The 15497-nt window shown below is 63.5% G+C and carries 14 protein-coding genes; 4 read left to right on the top strand and 10 right to left on the bottom strand.

Annotated features, from left to right (window positions below; all coding sequences use genetic code 11):
• The first annotated feature begins 94 nt into the window (after window positions 1–94).
• A complete protein-coding gene (locus LGQ10_RS14725; RefSeq protein WP_058437505.1) occupies window positions 95–775 on the top strand; it encodes a Fe2+-dependent dioxygenase in 681 nt (226 codons plus the stop codon).
• 3 nt (window positions 776–778) lie between these two features.
• Window positions 779–1678: a tetratricopeptide repeat protein gene (locus LGQ10_RS14720; protein ID WP_226525960.1), complete on the top strand. Its 900-nt coding sequence runs from the start codon at window positions 779–781 to the stop codon at window positions 1676–1678.
• A 113-nt stretch (window positions 1679–1791) separates the two neighbouring features.
• Here the strand turns inward: LGQ10_RS14720 and LGQ10_RS14715 are convergent, their stop codons facing one another.
• From LGQ10_RS14715 to LGQ10_RS14695, 5 genes are all read right to left on the bottom strand, one after another.
• Window positions 1792–2955, bottom strand: coding sequence for a type III PLP-dependent enzyme (locus LGQ10_RS14715; RefSeq protein WP_058437504.1), 1164 nt, complete (start codon window positions 2953–2955; stop codon window positions 1792–1794).
• Window positions 2956–3773: 818 nt separating this feature from the next.
• Window positions 3774–4931 (bottom strand): betaine/proline/choline family ABC transporter ATP-binding protein, encoded by a 1158-nt coding sequence (locus tag LGQ10_RS14710; RefSeq protein ID WP_058433310.1) that lies wholly within the window; start codon window positions 4929–4931, stop codon window positions 3774–3776.
• Window positions 4928–5596 carry an ABC transporter permease gene (locus LGQ10_RS14705; protein WP_226525959.1) on the bottom strand — a complete coding sequence of 223 codons (669 nt, stop codon included), beginning with the start codon at window positions 5594–5596 and terminating at the stop codon, window positions 4928–4930. Before LGQ10_RS14705 ends, LGQ10_RS14710 begins: the two co-directional genes overlap by 4 nt.
• 12 nt (window positions 5597–5608) lie before the next feature.
• Window positions 5609–6502, bottom strand: a complete 894-nt coding sequence (locus LGQ10_RS14700) for a glycine betaine ABC transporter substrate-binding protein (RefSeq protein WP_226525958.1) — start codon at window positions 6500–6502, stop codon at window positions 5609–5611.
• Between the two features lie 24 nt (window positions 6503–6526).
• Window positions 6527–7243 (bottom strand): ABC transporter permease, encoded by a 717-nt coding sequence (locus LGQ10_RS14695; protein WP_226525957.1) that lies wholly within the window; start codon window positions 7241–7243, stop codon window positions 6527–6529.
• A 478-nt stretch (window positions 7244–7721) separates the two neighbouring features.
• Here LGQ10_RS14695 and LGQ10_RS14690 point away from each other — a divergent pair, with 478 nt between their 5' ends.
• Window positions 7722–9305, top strand: a complete 1584-nt coding sequence (locus LGQ10_RS14690) for a peptide chain release factor 3 (protein WP_058437844.1) — start codon at window positions 7722–7724, stop codon at window positions 9303–9305.
• 246 nt (window positions 9306–9551) lie between these two features.
• On the top strand, window positions 9552–9794 hold the full coding sequence (locus LGQ10_RS14685) for a hypothetical protein (protein WP_226525956.1): 243 nt from the start codon (window positions 9552–9554) through the stop codon (window positions 9792–9794).
• 103 nt (window positions 9795–9897) lie between these two features.
• On the opposite strand, the gene LGQ10_RS14680 is transcribed toward LGQ10_RS14685, so the two are convergent.
• The 5 genes from LGQ10_RS14680 to LGQ10_RS14660 form a co-directional block, all read right to left on the bottom strand.
• The gene (locus LGQ10_RS14680; protein ID WP_058437848.1) at window positions 9898–10866 is read right to left on the bottom strand and encodes a peptide ABC transporter ATP-binding protein; all 969 of its coding nucleotides are present in this window, start codon (window positions 10864–10866) and stop codon (window positions 9898–9900) included.
• A complete protein-coding gene (locus LGQ10_RS14675; RefSeq protein WP_058437850.1) occupies window positions 10866–11834 on the bottom strand; it encodes an ABC transporter ATP-binding protein in 969 nt (322 codons plus the stop codon). Before LGQ10_RS14675 ends, LGQ10_RS14680 begins: the two co-directional genes overlap by 1 nt.
• Window positions 11835–11844: 10 nt before the next feature.
• Window positions 11845–12756, bottom strand: a complete 912-nt coding sequence (locus LGQ10_RS14670) for an ABC transporter permease subunit (protein WP_058437852.1) — start codon at window positions 12754–12756, stop codon at window positions 11845–11847.
• A gap of 11 nt (window positions 12757–12767) precedes the next feature.
• Complete coding sequence (locus tag LGQ10_RS14665; RefSeq protein WP_058437854.1) at window positions 12768–13778, bottom strand: ABC transporter permease subunit; 1011 nt, start codon at window positions 13776–13778, stop codon at window positions 12768–12770.
• Between the two features lie 72 nt (window positions 13779–13850).
• On the bottom strand, window positions 13851–15446 hold the full coding sequence (locus LGQ10_RS14660; protein WP_058437856.1) for an ABC transporter substrate-binding protein: 1596 nt from the start codon (window positions 15444–15446) through the stop codon (window positions 13851–13853).
• Between the last annotated feature and the right edge of the window lie 51 nt (window positions 15447–15497).

Raw genomic sequence — 15497 nt, 5'->3', positions numbered from 1 at the left:
TTACGGTTTTTGCATTCCCATCCGTCCCGGGCGTTTTACACAGTCAATAAGAATCAATACCATTGCCGCACTTTTATCTTCCAGGTACCTGGCCATGTTGCTGCACATCCCCGGCGTGTTCACCCGCGATGAAGTAGGGCGTATCCGCCAGGCCCTGGAACAGGCGGACTGGGCGGACGGCAAGATCACCGCCGGCTACCAGTCGGCCAAGGCCAAGCACAACCTGCAGTTGCCCGAAGGCCATCCCCTGGCCCGGGAGATCGGCGAGGCGCTGCTCGAGCGGTTGTGGCAGAACCCGCTGTTCATGTCCGCGGCCCTGCCGCACAAGGTGTTCCCGCCGCTGATCAACTGCTACACCGCAGGTGGCAGTTTCGACTTCCATATCGACAACGCCGTGCGCCAGCCCAAGGGCAGCGCCGAGCGGGTACGCACCGACTTGTCGTCGACCCTGTTCTTCAGCGACCCCGAGGACTACGACGGCGGCGAGCTGGAGATCCAGGACACCTACGGCGTGCAGCGGATCAAGCTGCCAGCCGGCGACCTGGTGCTGTACCCCGGCACCAGCCTGCACAAGGTCAACCCGGTGACCCGGGGCACTCGTTACGCCTCGTTCTTCTGGACCCAGAGCCTGGTGCGCGAAGACAGTCAGCGAGCACTGCTGTTCGAGATGGACGGGGCGATCCAGGAACTGACCCGGGATGTGCCCGAGCATCCTTCGCTGATCCGCCTGACCGGCACCTACCACAACCTGTTGCGCCGCTGGGTCGAGGTCTAGGCCGTGGCTTTTCAACTGCGCCGCGAGGAACGCCTCGACGGCGAGCAACTGGGCGCCATGCTCGAAGAGAGCCCGGCCCGCGCCGCCCAGGCGATCCTGCTGGCTGCCGGCCAAGGGCTGGTGGACGCCCAGGCCCTGCTGGGGCAGATCCTGCTCGATGGCCGCGGCATCGAACAGGACCCGGTCCTGGCCCTGCGCTGGTTCGGCATCGCCGCCCAGGGCGGCCACCTGATGGCGCGCAACATGCTCGGCCGCTGCCATGAACATGGCTGGGGTTGCCCGGCGGACCCTGGCATCGCTGCCGGGCATTACCGCCAGGCTGCCGCCGCCGGGCTGGACTGGGGCCTGTACAACTACGCCAACCTGTTGGCCACCGGTCGTGGCGTGGTGCAAGACCATGCCCAGGCCCTGGCCTGCTACCAGCGTGCGGCGCAACTGGGCCATGCCAAGTCGATGAACCTGCTGGGGCGCTACCTGGAAGAAGGGCAGGTCTGCCCGGCCGACCTCGAGGCGGCCCGGGACTGGTATCGCCGCTCGGCCGAAGGCGGCGATTTCCGGGGGCAGTTCAGCTACGCCGCAGTGCTGGCCGAGGCCGGGCGTGTTGGCGAAGCGGTGGAATGGCTGCAACGGGCCCTGGTCGGCGGCAACCTGAATTTTCTCCGGGTGGCCCGTGGTGCCTTGCTTGAAGCCCGGCATCCACAAGTACGCGCCCTGGCCCTGGCCTATCACCAGCGCGCCGCGCAACTGGGGGATGAGCGCGATGCCGCAAGGCTTGCCGAGTTGGCGGCCACGCTCGACCTGTTGCCTTCTGAGGGCCTGGCCGAGGTGGACGCGGCCAGAGTCGTCGAGCATCAGGTGGTGCAGGCTTGGGCCGAGGACCTCTCCAAGGACGCAAAGGTGTAAACCTTATTCAGGACGGGGCACCTTGTTCAGGACGGGACAACGCTCATAAAAAAGCCCATGACAGGTCATGGGCTTTTTACTTGCAGCTTGAAGCTAACCGCTTGCTGCTGCCGTCAGACGTAGTAGGCCTTCAGCGGTGGGAAGCCGTTGAATTCCACGGCGCTGTAGCTGGTGGTGTAGGCACCGGTGGACAGCCAGTACATGCGGTCGCCGATGGCCAGGTTCAGTGGCAGGCCGTACTTGTAGTTCTCGTACATGATGTCGGCGCTGTCGCAGGTCGGGCCGGCGATCACCACTTCTTCCACTTCGCCTTTCTTCTCGGTCCAGATCGGGAACTTGATGGACTCGTCCATGGTTTCGATCAGGCCGGAGAACTTGCCCACGTCGGTGTACACCCAGCGTTCCACGGCGGTACGGGACTTGCGTGCCACCAGGACCACTTCACTGACCAGGATGCCGGCGTTGGCGATCAGCGAACGGCCTGGCTCGAGGATGATTTCCGGCAGGTCGTCGCCGAAGTCTTCCTTGAGGAAACGGATGATTTCCTCGGCGTAGGTTTCCAGGCTGTTGGTGCGGGTGATGTAGTTGGCCGGGAAGCCGCCGCCCATGTTGATCAGCTTCAGCACGATGCCGTCTTCTTCCTTGAGGCGCTCGAAGATCACCTTGACCTTGGCGATGGCGGCGTCCCAGACGCTGATGTCGCGCTGTTGCGAGCCCACGTGGAACGACACGCCGTACGGCACCAGGCCCAGGTCACGGGCGAGGATCAAGAGGTCCATGGCCATGTCGGTCTGGCAGCCGAACTTGCGCGACAGTGGCCAGTCGGCAGTGGTGGAGCCTTCGGTGAGGATGCGCACATAGACCTTGGAGCCCGGCGCGGCCTTGGCGATGTTGCGCAGGTCGGCTTCGGAGTCGGTGGCATACAGGCGGACGCCCTTCTCATAGAAGTAGCGGATGTCCTTGGACTTCTTGATGGTGTTGCCGTAGCTGATGTTGGCCGGGTCGATGCCGCGGCCCAGCACCTTGTCCAGCTCGTAGATCGAGGCGATGTCGAAGCTGGAGCCTTTTTCGTGCAGCAGGTCGATGATCTCGACGGCCGGGTTGGCCTTGACCGCGTAGTAGACCTTGGCGAATTCGAAACCGGCGCGCAGGTCGTCGTAGGCCTGGGCGATCATCTGGGTGTCGATGACCACGAACGGGGTTTCTTGCTTGTCGGCGAACGCCTTCATTTTCTGAAAGGTTTCGCGCGCAAAATAGTCTTCGACGTTAATCGACATGCGTTGGGAGCTCCTACTGGCAAACGTTGCTAATCAATGGGTTTAAGGAGATGTCATCGATGACATCGCCTTGTGAACGTCCTCCGTATCCCCACTTTGGTTCGCCTACTTCCCAAGGCATTGCCGCCGAAAGCAAAAAGGCCATGTAGATCGCTTGAGAGCTGCTGCGCTTGGCAATACTGCGTTGGGAAGAGGCTCAGAATGCTCATTTACAGCTGTAAACTCTGCTTCTTCGCCTCTTCCCGCCTGGTATTGCCTGCGCTCGCTACGCTCTCAAGCGATCTGGGAATATTGCCCTTGGCCTTGCTGTCTCGTCGTCAGTACTTGAGCCGGATGGATCGTTTCCAGCATGGACGTTCGGCGCGAACTTTAGGCGGTGAGTGGGCTGAGATCAACAAAAAATGTCGCGTTTTTGCACTTGCCTGACGTGCGTAATCGACACCTCTCGTTGTAGCCGACACAGATGACGGACAGATGTTCCCGAAGAATTCCCGGGTGTTAAAAATACCTGCACGTTCGACGCTTTTGCGCGCCAACTGGCTAGTAAGTATGAAGTCGTCAACATCGGCGACGTTAGCGGCGAGAGGGCGGTGCAAGGGAGATTTTGGCTGTTTTGGCACAGGTCGCCGGACAGCTGTCGCCGGCACGACTGTTGATCTTTTTTTTCGGCTCTTGGGCAGGGCAAAAAACCGTGTGGCGAGGGCGCTTGCTCCCGCCAGGCTGCGCAGCAGTCCCACTCTTTTTGCCAAGAGGGGCCGCTCCACGGTCCAGCACGAGCAGGCACCCTCGCCACAGGTTCGCTGTTGGTTATTTATTGATCAGCTTGCCGCTGTTTCAGCCGGCGAGACGATATGGGTCTTCATCCCCCGTGAACGCCCGGAGCTCAGGTAGGCGGCAATCGATTCCTGGGTCACTTCCCCCAGGAACACCCGCTCGGCGTCCATCACCGGCAGCCACGAACGGTTGAACTCGTACATGCGCGACAGCAGGATTCGCAAGTGCTCGTCGTAGGCGGCGGTGGCGTTGAACTCGCGCAGGAAGCTGCCGCAGTCCCCCGACTGGCGGTGCAGGTCGCGCCGACGCACGTAGCCCAGGGCCTTGTTCTCGGTGCAGGTCACCACCACGTAGCGCCGGTCATGCTCGTCCATCAGTTCCAGGGCCTCGGCCACCGGGGTATCCGGGCTCACCGACGGGGCGTTGTCGGCCGCGTCCTCGGCCTTGACCAGCAACAGGCGTTTCAAGGTGCTGTCCTGGCCGACGAAGTTGCTGACGAAGTCGTCCGCCGGGTGCGCCAACAGGGTGTCCGGATGGTCGATCTGCAGCAGCTTGCCGGCGCGGAAGATGGCGATCTTGTCCCCCAGCTTGATGGCTTCGTCGATGTCGTGGCTGACCATGATCACGGTCTTGTTCAGCGCCCGCTGCATCTCGAAGAACTCGTTCTGGATCATCTCGCGGTTGATCGGGTCGACCGCGCCGAAAGGCTCGTCCATCAGCAACAGCGGCGCTTCGGCCGCCAGGGCGCGAATCACCCCGATCCGCTGTTGCTGGCCGCCGGACAGCTCGCGCGGGTAGCGATGCAGGTACTGCTTGGGTTCGAGCTTGATCATGCTCATCAGCTCGCGGGCGCGGTCGTGGCACTTCTGCTTGTCCCAGCCCAGCAGGCGCGGCACCACGGTGATGTTTTCCTCGATGGTCATGTTGGGGAACAGGCCGATCTGCTGGATCACGTAGCCGATGTTGCGGCGCAGGGTCACCTCGTCCAGGCCGGTGGTGTCCTCGCCGTTGATCAGCACCTTGCCCGAGGTGGGCATGATCAGGCGGTTGATCATCTTCAGCGTGGTGCTCTTGCCGCAACCGGAGGGCCCGAGGAACACGCAGATCTCGCCTTCATTGACGGTCAGGCTGACCGAGTCGACGGCCTTGACATCCTTGCCGTTGCTGCGAAAGGTCTTGCTCAGGTTTTGTAGTTCGATCATTTCAGGGCTCCTAGTGGGCTCAATCCTTTTGGCGTCAGCGAACGTTGCAGCCATTGCAGAAGCAGGTCGGCAAAGATGGCCAGCAGGCTGACCAGCACGGCGCCGACGATCAGCATCGACATGTCGCTGCGGCTGATGGAGGCCAGGATCAGTACTCCCAGGCCGCCGGCGCCGATGGTGGCGGCGATGGTCATGACGCCGATGTTCATCACCACGGCGGTGCGTACCCCGGCGAGGATCACTGGCACCGCGATGGGCAACTCGACCATGCGCAGGCGCTGGCCGAAGGTCATGCCGATGCCCCGCGCGGCTTCGCGAATGCCCGGTTCGACGCCGGTCAGCGCCAGGTAGGTGTTGCGCATGATGGGCAGCAGGGAATAGAGGAACACCGCCGTGATGGCCGGCAATGGGCCCAGGCCCTGGCCGAACTTGGAGTAGAACGGCAGCAGCAGGCCGAACAGGGCGATGGACGGAATGGTCAGCAGCACCGTGGCGCTGGCCTGCAATGGGCCGGCGAGGCTGGGGAAGCGGGTCATCAGCACGCCCAGGGGCACGCCGAAGACGATGGCCAGGGTGACGGCGATGCCCACCAGGGTGATGTGTTGCCAGGTCAGGTGCAGGACCTGGGCCCAATCGAGATGGGAAAAGGCGTTCAGGAATTCCATGTCTTCTCCTCTTTAGTTGATTGGGTGCTGGCGCAGGAAATCTGCGGCCACGGCGGATGGGCTTTCATGGTCGACGTCGACCCGGGCGTTGAGCTGGCGCATGGTTTCGTCGTCGAACAGCGCCGCCAGCGGCTCGAGTTCGGCGGCCAGTTGCGGGTGGGCGTCGAGGTAGGCCTGGCGCACCACGGGAGCGGCGGTGTAGTCCGGGAAGTAGTGCTTGTCGTCTTCTAGCAGCTTGAGCTTGAAGGCGCTGAGGCGCCCGTCGGTGGTGTACACCAGGCCGGCAAACACCTGGCCATTGCGCAGGGCCGTGTAGACCAGGCCGGCGTCCATCTGCCGGGTGTTCTTGCGGGTCAGGGCCATGTCATACAGCTTGACCATCCCGGCCATGCCGTCGGAACGGTTGGCGAACTCGGTGTCCAGGGCCACCAGGCGATTTTCCCGGGTGTTTTCGGCCAGGGCGCGGGTCAGGTCGCTGATGCTGTTGATCTGCGGATGTTCCTTGGCCACGTTTTCTGGCAGCGCCAGGGCATAGGTGTTGCTGAACTTGGATGGCGACAACCAGACCAGGCCTTTTTTCGCGTCGAGTTCTTTCACCCGGGCGTAGGACTGCTGCTTGTCGAGCTTCTCGTCGATGTGGTTGTAGGCCACCAGCGACACCCCGGTGTATTCCCAGATCAGGTCCAACTGGCCACTTTCCTGGGCACTGCGGGCCAGGTTGCTGCCCAGCCCGCCGGTGACGCGGGTGTCATAGCCCTTGCTGCGCAGGTACTGGGAGGTGATTTCCGCCAGCAGGGTCTGTTCGGTGAAGACCCGGGCGCCAATGCGGATCAGCGGTTTTTGCGCGGCGTGGGCCAGTCCGCTGAAAAGCAGGGCGCAGCCGAGTATCAGGCTCAATTTCTTCATGTCGGTTCCTTGTCTCTGACGGGCTTAGGACGGACGCAGGCCACGTTCCAGCCAGAGGCGGCTGGCCAGGGTCACCAGGCCGTCGAGCAGCAGCGCCAGCAGGGCCGTGCAGGCGGCACCGAGCAGCAGTTGCGGCTGGTTGTTCAGGGCGATGCCGGGGAAGATCAGGCTGCCCAGGCTGTTGGCGCCGATCAGGAAGGCCAGGGGCGCGGTGCCGACGTTGATCGCCAGGGCTACCCGCACGCCGCCGATGATGATCGGCACGGCATTGGGCAATTCGACTTTCCACAGCACCTGGCGTGGGGTCATGCCGATGCCGACGGCGGCTTCCTTGAGCGAACCCTGGACGTTCTTCAGGCCCTCGTAGGTGTTGCGCACGATGGGCAGCAGGGAGGCCAGGAACAGGGCGAAGATCGCCGGCCCGCTGCCGATGCCGAGGATCCCCAGGGCGATGGCCAGGACGGCCAGGGGAGGGATGGTGTTGCCGATGTTGAACACTTGCATGAAGCGTTCGGCACGTCCGGTCATGGCAGGACGGCTGAGGAAGATGCCGGCGGGGATGCCGACCAGCAGGGCGGCGAACATGGACGCCAGGACCAGGAACAGATGAGCTTGCAGGTAGAACCACAGATCGTCGCGGTAGTGTTCGATCGTCTTGATGCCGATCCAGTGGACCAGCAGGGCCAGGAGGGCAATGACCGCAGCCCCTCCTATCAGCCCTTTGCCATAGCGAATAGCCACGGGCGGACTCCTTTTTTCTTATCGGTCGGCGGGCGCCTCCCCGTGTGGCATGACCGTTGTCGGCTGCCGGGAAAGTCCCCGCGAAAAGCAGTTCGTCGAGTGCCGGCAGGGCGGCGGTGAACGAACCATGAGCGCAGCTTCGTCAAGCTAACTTGCTGATATTTCAGGCCCTGACGAGAGCGCGTGACAGGGAAGTGGACGTCTCCACCTTTTAAAAGGTTCCATACTTGACGGCGTTTGGCCACCCTTGTGGCCGCTGCAGGGCAACGCTCGTGGATCAGAGCGGGATGAGATTTGGCTGATTCAGAGGGGACGGGTTGCGGGTGCTGCGCGCCCGGTCGCAGCCTTCGCTGGCGCTCGACAGCGGCTACAGGCCTACCAGGCTATGGGGGCAGGGGTAGAGGGCGAACGGTGGTCCGGGGGGCTTGCTTTGCGCTATACTCGCCGCCCTTTTTTGATCACCGCCAGGCGATTTCCCATGACCCAACAGGCCGCCGAAGTCGCGAAACGCCGCACTTTCGCCATCATTTCCCACCCGGATGCGGGTAAGACCACCATCACTGAAAAACTGTTGCTGATGGGCAAGGCCATTGCGGTGGCGGGGACCGTCAAGTCGCGCAAATCCGACCGCCACGCCACCTCCGACTGGATGGAAATGGAGAAGCAGCGCGGGATCTCGATCACCACCTCGGTGATGCAGTTCCCCTATCGTGACCACATGATCAACCTGCTGGACACCCCCGGCCACGAAGACTTCTCGGAAGATACTTACCGCACCCTGACCGCGGTGGACTCGGCGCTGATGGTGCTCGACGGCGGCAAGGGTGTAGAGCCGCGGACCATCGCCCTGATGGACGTCTGCCGCCTGCGGGATACGCCGATCGTCAGCTTCATCAACAAGCTGGACCGCGACATCCGCGATCCGATCGAGCTGCTGGACGAGATCGAGGCGGTGCTGAAGATCAAGGCCGCACCCATCACCTGGCCGATCGGCTGCTACCGCGACTTCAAGGGCGTGTACCACCTGGCGGGTGACTACATCATCGTCTACACCCCGGGCCATGGCCACGAGCGCACCGAGACCAAGATCATCGAGAAGCTCGACTCCGACGAAGCCCGTGCCCACCTGGGCGACGAGTACGAGCGTTTCCTCGAGCAGCTGGAACTGGTGCAGGGCGCCTGCCACGAGTTCAACCAGCAGGAATTCCTCGACGGCCACCTGACCCCGGTGTTCTTCGGTACCGCACTGGGCAACTTCGGCGTCGATCACGTGCTGGATGCCGTGGTGGACTGGGCTCCGCTGCCGCTGCCACGAGTGGCCAACGAGCGCAGCGTGGCGCCCCAGGAAGAGAAGTTCTCGGGTTTCGTGTTCAAGATCCAGGCGAACATGGACCCCAAGCACCGCGACCGCATCGCCTTCATGCGCATCTGCTCGGGCAAGTACGAGAAGGGCATGAAGATGCGCCACGTGCGCACCGGCAAGGACGTGCGCATCGGCGACGCCCTGACCTTCTTCTCCTCCGAGCGTGAACAGCTGGAAGAAGCCTTCGCCGGCGACATCATCGGCTTGCACAACCACGGCACCATCCAGATCGGCGACACCTTCACCGAAGGCGAGAACCTGGGCTTCACCGGTATCCCGCACTTCGCCCCGGAACTGTTCCGCCGCGTACGCCTCAAGGACCCGCTCAAGTCCAAGCAGCTGCGCCAGGGCCTGCAGCAGCTGGCCGAAGAGGGCGCGACCCAGGTGTTCTTCCCCGAGCGCAGCAACGACATCATCCTGGGCGCCGTGGGCGTGCTGCAGTTCGATGTGGTGGCCAGCCGCCTGAAGGAAGAATACAAGGTCGAATGCGCCTACGAGCCGATCACCGTGTGGTCGGCGCGCTGGATCACCTGCGACGACAAGAAGAAGCTGGAAGAGTTTTCCAACAAGGCGGTGGAGAACCTGGCGCTGGACGGCGGCGGCCACCTGACCTACCTGGCGCCGACCCGGGTCAACCTGGCACTGATGGAAGAGCGCTGGCCGGACGTGAAATTCCGCGCCACCCGCGAACACCACTAAGTTCGCCTGCAACATCCCAAGCCCCGCGGTGCAGACCGCGGGGCTTTTTTTGTGCCCGTCACCTGCCCGTGCAGTCGCCTTGTCAGTGCAGCGCCGTTAGTCGGAAGAGGCTGGTTGGGATGTGGATCGATAGCAGGCTATCTGGCAAGTCCCGGGTATCGCGACTAGGTTTCAGACAGTGCTGTGGCCGTTGCGAGGCAGGCCGGCAGCCATCGATGAGTCACCTTTGAAGGGATGGAATCGGCTATGAGCATTTTTCAACGCATGGTGCTGCTGATCAAGGTGCTGGTGCTGCTGGCACTGGGAACCTCCGGGGCCTGGGCCCACAACCTGCTGCAGGTCAAGGAGCCGGGTTATTCGACAGAGCAGAGCACGCCGGTGCAGCTGCTGGCCAAGTCCGAGTCGGAGCCGGGGGATGAGGGGCAGGGCGGCAGTTCGGGCGATGACGACCAGACCACCGACGATGGCGAGGAGTCCGATCAGGGCTGAAAAAAACCCCTCGCGGCGGATCGATGCGCGATCCGTCGCGAGGGGCCGGTGCAACCAGGTCAGGCGCCCCCGGATGTTCCGGGGGCGCCTTTTTCGTGCTTCCTTACAAGAACTGCTCCGCGTAGTGGCAGGCCACCTGGCGGCTGTCGAGCTGGCGCAGGGCCGGCTCTTCGGTGCTGCAGCGCTCGCTGGCATACGGGCAGCGCTTGTGGAAGGCGCAACCCGATGGTGGGTTCAACGGGTTGGGCAATTCGCCGGCGATCTTGATCTTCGGCTTGTCCGGGTCCGGGTGGATGGCCGGGGTGGCCGAGAGCAGGGCCTGGGTGTAGGGGTGCAAGGGACGGGCGTAGATGTCTTCCTTGGGGCCCATTTCCACCGGCCGGCCCAGGTACATCACCAGCACCTGGTCAGCGACGTGGCGCACCACCGCCAGGTTGTGGGAGATGAACACATAGGCAGTGTTGAATTCCTGCTGCAGGTCCATGAACAGGTTCAGCACCTGGGCCTGGATCGATACGTCCAGGGCCGAGGTCGGCTCGTCCGCCACCAGCACCTTGGGTTGCAGCATCATGGCCCGGGCCAGGGCGATACGCTGGCGCTGGCCGCCGGAGAACATGTGCGGGTAGCGCTGGTAGTGCTCGGGGCGCAGGCCCACCTGCTTCATCATCGCCTGGACTTTTTCCCGGCGTTCGGCAGCCGACAGCTTGGTGTTGATCAGCAGCGGCTCGGCCAACTGGTCACCGATCTTCTGCCGTGGGTTGAGCGAGGCGTAGGGGCTCTGGAACACCATCTGCACGTCGCGGCGCAGCTGCTTGCGCTGCGCCTTGGTCGCGCCCTTGACCTCATGGCCGGCAATCTGCAGCGAACCCGAGGACGGCTCCTCGATCAGCGTCAGGGCCCGGGCCAGGGTGGATTTGCCGCAGCCGGACTCGCCCACCACGGCCAGGGTCTTGCCGGCCTCCAGTTCGAAGGACACGCCATTGAGCGCGCGGACGGTGGCGTGGCCCTTGAACAGGCCCCGGGACACTTCGTAGTGACGGGTCAGGTCGCGGGCGGTAAGAACGACGGCCATCACGCCACCTCCTGGTTGAGCGGGTAGAAGCAGCGCACCAGGCTGGCGGCTTGCGGATCGAGGCTGGGCCGTTGCTGGCGGCAGCTTTCCTGGACGTAGGGGCAGCGTGGCGACAGCAGGCAGCCCTGGGGCCGGTCATAACGGCCGGGAACGATGCCCGGCAGGGTCGAGAGCCGCGAGGCACCGAGGCTGTGCTCGGGAATCGCCGCCAGCAGGGCTTCGCTGTAGGGGTGTGCCGGGATATCGAACAGTTCCGGCACCTTGCCCACTTCCACGGCCTGGCCGGCGTACATCACGCACACACGCTGGGCGGTCTCGGCCACCACGGCGAGGTCGTGGGTGATCAGCACCAGGCCCATGTTCCGCTCTTTCTGCAAGCTCAGCAGCAGGTCCATGATCTGTGCCTGGATGGTCACGTCCAGGGCGGTGGTCGGTTCGTCGGCAATCAGCAGCTTGGGTTCGCCGGCGATGGCCATGGCGATCGCCACGCGCTGGCTCATGCCTCCGGATAGCTGGTGCGGGTAGGCATCCATGCGGCTGGCGGCGCCCGGGATCTCGACCTTTTCCAGCAGTTCGATGGCGCGCTTGCGCGCCGCCTTGCCAGACATCTTCAGGTGCAGGCGCAGCACTTCCTCGATCTGGAAGCCCACGGTGTAGCTGGGGTTCAGCGCGGTCATCGGGTCCTGGAAGACCATGGCCAGGTCCTTGCCCACGACCTGCCGGCGCTGGCGGGCGCTGAGCTTGAGCATGTCCTTGCCGTCGAAGGTCAGGGCGTCGGCGGTGACGATGCCGGGGTGCTCGATCAGGCCCATCAGGGCCATCATGGTCACCGATTTGCCGGAGCCGGATTCGCCGACGATGGCCAGGACTTCGCCCTTGTCGACCTTGAGGTCCAGGCCGTCCACCACGGGAACTGCCTTGGCGTCGCCGAAGCGGACATTGAGATTCTTGATTTCTAGCAGTGACATGGGAATCTCCTCAGGCGGCGTTCTTGAGTTTCGGATCCAGCGCATCGCGCAGGCCGTCGCCCATCAGGTTGATTGCCAGCACGCTGAGCAAAATGGTCAGGCCGGGCAGGCTCACGACCCACCAGGCGCGTTCGATGTAGTCGCGGGCCGAGGCCAGCATGGTGCCCCACTCGGGGGTAGGCGGCTGGACGCCGAGGCCGAGGAAGCCCAGGGCGGCGGCGTCGAGGATCGCCGAGGAGAAGCTCAGGGTGGCCTGCACGATCAGCGGCGCCATGCAGTTGGGCAGCACGGTGATGAACATCAGGCGCGGCAGGCCGGCACCGGCCAGGCGCGCAGCGGTCACGTAGTCGCGGTTGAGCTCGCCCATCACGGCGGCGCGGGTCAGGCGCACGTAGGACGGCAGGGACACCACGGCGATGGCGATCACGGTGTTGATCAGGCCTGGGCCGAGGATGGCGACGATGGCCACGGCCAGCAGCAGCGACGGCAGGGCCAGCATGATGTCCATCAGGCGCATGATGCTGGGGCCCAGCAGGCGCGGAAAGAAGCCGGCCAGCAGGCCCATCAGGATCCCGGGAATCAGCGACATCACCACCGACGACAGGCCGATCAGCAGCGACAGGCGCGAGCCCTGGATCAGGCGCGACAGCAGGTCGCGGCCCAGTTCGTCGGTGCCCAGCAGGAACTGCATCTGCCCGCCCTCGAGCCACGCCGGCGGGGTCAGCAGGAAGTCGCGGTACTGCTCGCTGGGGTCGTGCGGAGCCACCCAGGGCGCGAAGAGCGCGCAGAACACCACCACCAGCATGAACAGCAGGCCGGCCACGGCGCCCTTGTTGCGGGAGAAGTGCTGCCAGAATTCTTTGTAGACGGACGGATAGAGCAGGCTTTGATCGACTGCTACCGAGGAAGTTGGAGTACTCATGAGTCTTGGCCTCAGCGCTGATGACGGATGCGTGGGTTGGCAAAGCCGTAGAGGATGTCCACCACGAAGTTGACCATGATCACCAGGCAGGCGATCAACAGGATGCCGTTCTGCACCACGGGATAGTCCCGGGCGCCGATGGCTTCGATCAGCCACTTGCCGATGCCCGGCCAGGAAAAGATGGTCTCGGTCAGGACCGCGCCGGCCAGCAGGGTGCCGACTTGCAGGCCGACCACGGTCAGCACCGGGATCAGCGCGTTGCGCAGGCCATGGATGAAGACCACCCGGTTGGGCGACAGGCCCTTGGCCTTGGCGGTACGGATGTAGTCCTCACGTAGCACTTCGAGCATCGAGGAGCGGGTCATCCGGGCGATCACCGCCAGGGGAATGGTGCCCAGCACGATGGCCGGCAGGATCAAGTGCTCCAGGGCGTCGACGAATGCGCCAGTGTCGCCGGCCAGCAAGGTGTCGATCAGCATGAAGCCGGTCTTGGGCTCGATGTCGTAGAGCAGGTCGATTCGCCCGGAGACCGGAGTCCAGCCCAGGCTCACCGAGAAGAACATGATCAGGATCAGGCCCCACCAGAAGATCGGCATCGAGTAGCCGGCGAGCGAGATCCCCATGACCCCGTGATCGAACAGCGAGCCGCGGCGCAAGGCGGCGATCACCCCGGCCAGCAAGCCGATGACCCCGGCGAACAACAGGGCGGCCATGGCCAGTTCCAGGGTGGCGGGAAACAGCGAGGAGAATTCGCTCCACACACTGGTGCGGGTGCGCAGGGACTCGCCCAGATCGCCATGGGCAAGCTTGCCGATGTAGTCCAGGTACTGGGCATACAGCGGTTTGTTCAATCCAAGGCGTTCCATTGCCTGGGCATGCATCTCGGGATCGACCCGGCGCTCGCCCATCATGACTTCCACGGGATCGCCGGGAATCATGCGGATCAAGGCGAAGGTCAACAAGGTGATGCCGAAGAATGTGGGAATCAACAACCCCACACGGCGGGCAATAAAACTAAACATCTTCTGAAGTACCTCAATCAGCCGGTTAGGCGTTCCCGCCGCCCCTGGGTCAGGGGTGGCGGGCGTTTCTTATTACTTCACCTGGGTGGTAGCGAAGTTGTTGGTGGTCAGGGGGCTCTGGTGATACCCCTCGACGTTCTTGCGCATGGCCGTGAACATTTTCGGATAGGCCATGGGAATCCAGGGTTGATCCTGCTCAAAGACCAGCAGTGCCTGTTCATAGAGCTCGGCGCGCTTGGCGGGTTCAGCGTCGGCGCGGGCTTTGTCGATCAGATCCTGGAAGGTCTTGTTGCACCAGCGAGCGTAGTTTTCGCCGTTTTTCGCCGCGTCACAACTCAGGTTCGGGGTCAGGAAGTTGTCCGGGTCACCGTTGTCCCCGGCCCAGCCGGCCGACACCATGTCATGTTCGCCGTTTTTCGCGCGCTTGAGCATCTCGCCCCACTCCATCACGCGGATGTCGAGCTTGAGGCCGATCTTGGCCAGGTCGGCCTGCATCATCTGCGCGCCGAGCAGCGGGTTGGGGTTGGTCGGGCCGCCGCCGTTGCGGGTGAACAGGGTGATCACGGTGCCTTCGGGCACGCCGGCTTCCTTGAGCAGGGCGCGGGCCTTGTTCAGGTCCCGCGGCGGATTCTTCAGGCTGGTATTGAAGCCCAGCAGGGTCGGCGGATAGGGGCCGGTGCCGACCAGGGCGTTGCCCGGGCCATACAGGCTGTTGACGTAGGCTTCCTTGTCGAAGGCGATGTCGATCGCCTTGCGTACCCGCACGTCGCTCATGTACTTGCGGGTGGTGTTCATGGCGATGTAGCCGGTGGTCATGGCCGCCAGTTCGTCGACCTTCAGCTTTGCATCGGCCTTGATGCTGGGGATGTCATCAGGCTTGGGGTAGAGGGCGATCTGGCACTCGTTGGCCTTGAGCTTCTGCAGGCGCACGTTGTTGTCGGTGGTGATGGCCAGCACCAGCGGGTCCGCTGGCGGCTTGCCACGGAAGTAGTCCGGGTTGGCCTTGAAACGCACCTGGGCGTCCTTGGCGTAGCGGATGAAGACGAACGGGCCGGTGCCGATGGGCTTGCTGTTGAGCTCGGCAGTCTTGCCTTCCTTGAGCAGCTTGTCGGCGTATTCCGCCGGGAAGATCGAGGAGAAGGCCATGGCGATGTCAGCCAGGAACGGAGCTTCGCGGCGGGTCAGGGTGAAGATCACGGTGTGGTCGTCGGTTTTCTCCACGCTCTTGAGCAGTTCCTTGAAACCCATGCTTTCGAAATAGGGGAAACCCACGCTGGACTTGTCATGCCAGGGGTGTTTCGGGTCCAGCTGGCGCTGGAAGCTCCAGACCACGTCGTCGGCGTTCATGTCGCGGGTTGGAGTGAAGTAGTCGGTGGTGTGGAACTTGACGCCCTTGCGCAGGTGGAAGGTGTATTGCAGGCCATCCGGGCTGATTTCCCAGGACTCGGCCAGGGCAGGCTCGATATCCGTGGTGCCCGGCTTGAAGTCCACCAGGCGGTTGAAAATGGTTTCCGCCACTGCGTCGGCAGTCACCGCGGTCGTGTACTGGACCATATCGAAGCCTTCCGGGCTGGCTTCGGTACAGACCACCAAGGGTTTGGCCGCGGCGCTGATAGCGACGCTCAGCAATGCGGCGCTCAAGGCCGCTTTCATGGGAAGCATTTTCATCAAGAACCCCTTTCGAACGATGGAACCAGCGTAGCTTGAAGGGCGGATTCA

It is taken from the genome of Pseudomonas sp. L5B5, assembly GCF_020520285.1.
GTDB lineage: Bacteria > Pseudomonadota > Gammaproteobacteria > Pseudomonadales > Pseudomonadaceae > Aquipseudomonas.
This window is presented reverse-complemented; position numbering and strand designations above follow the sequence as displayed.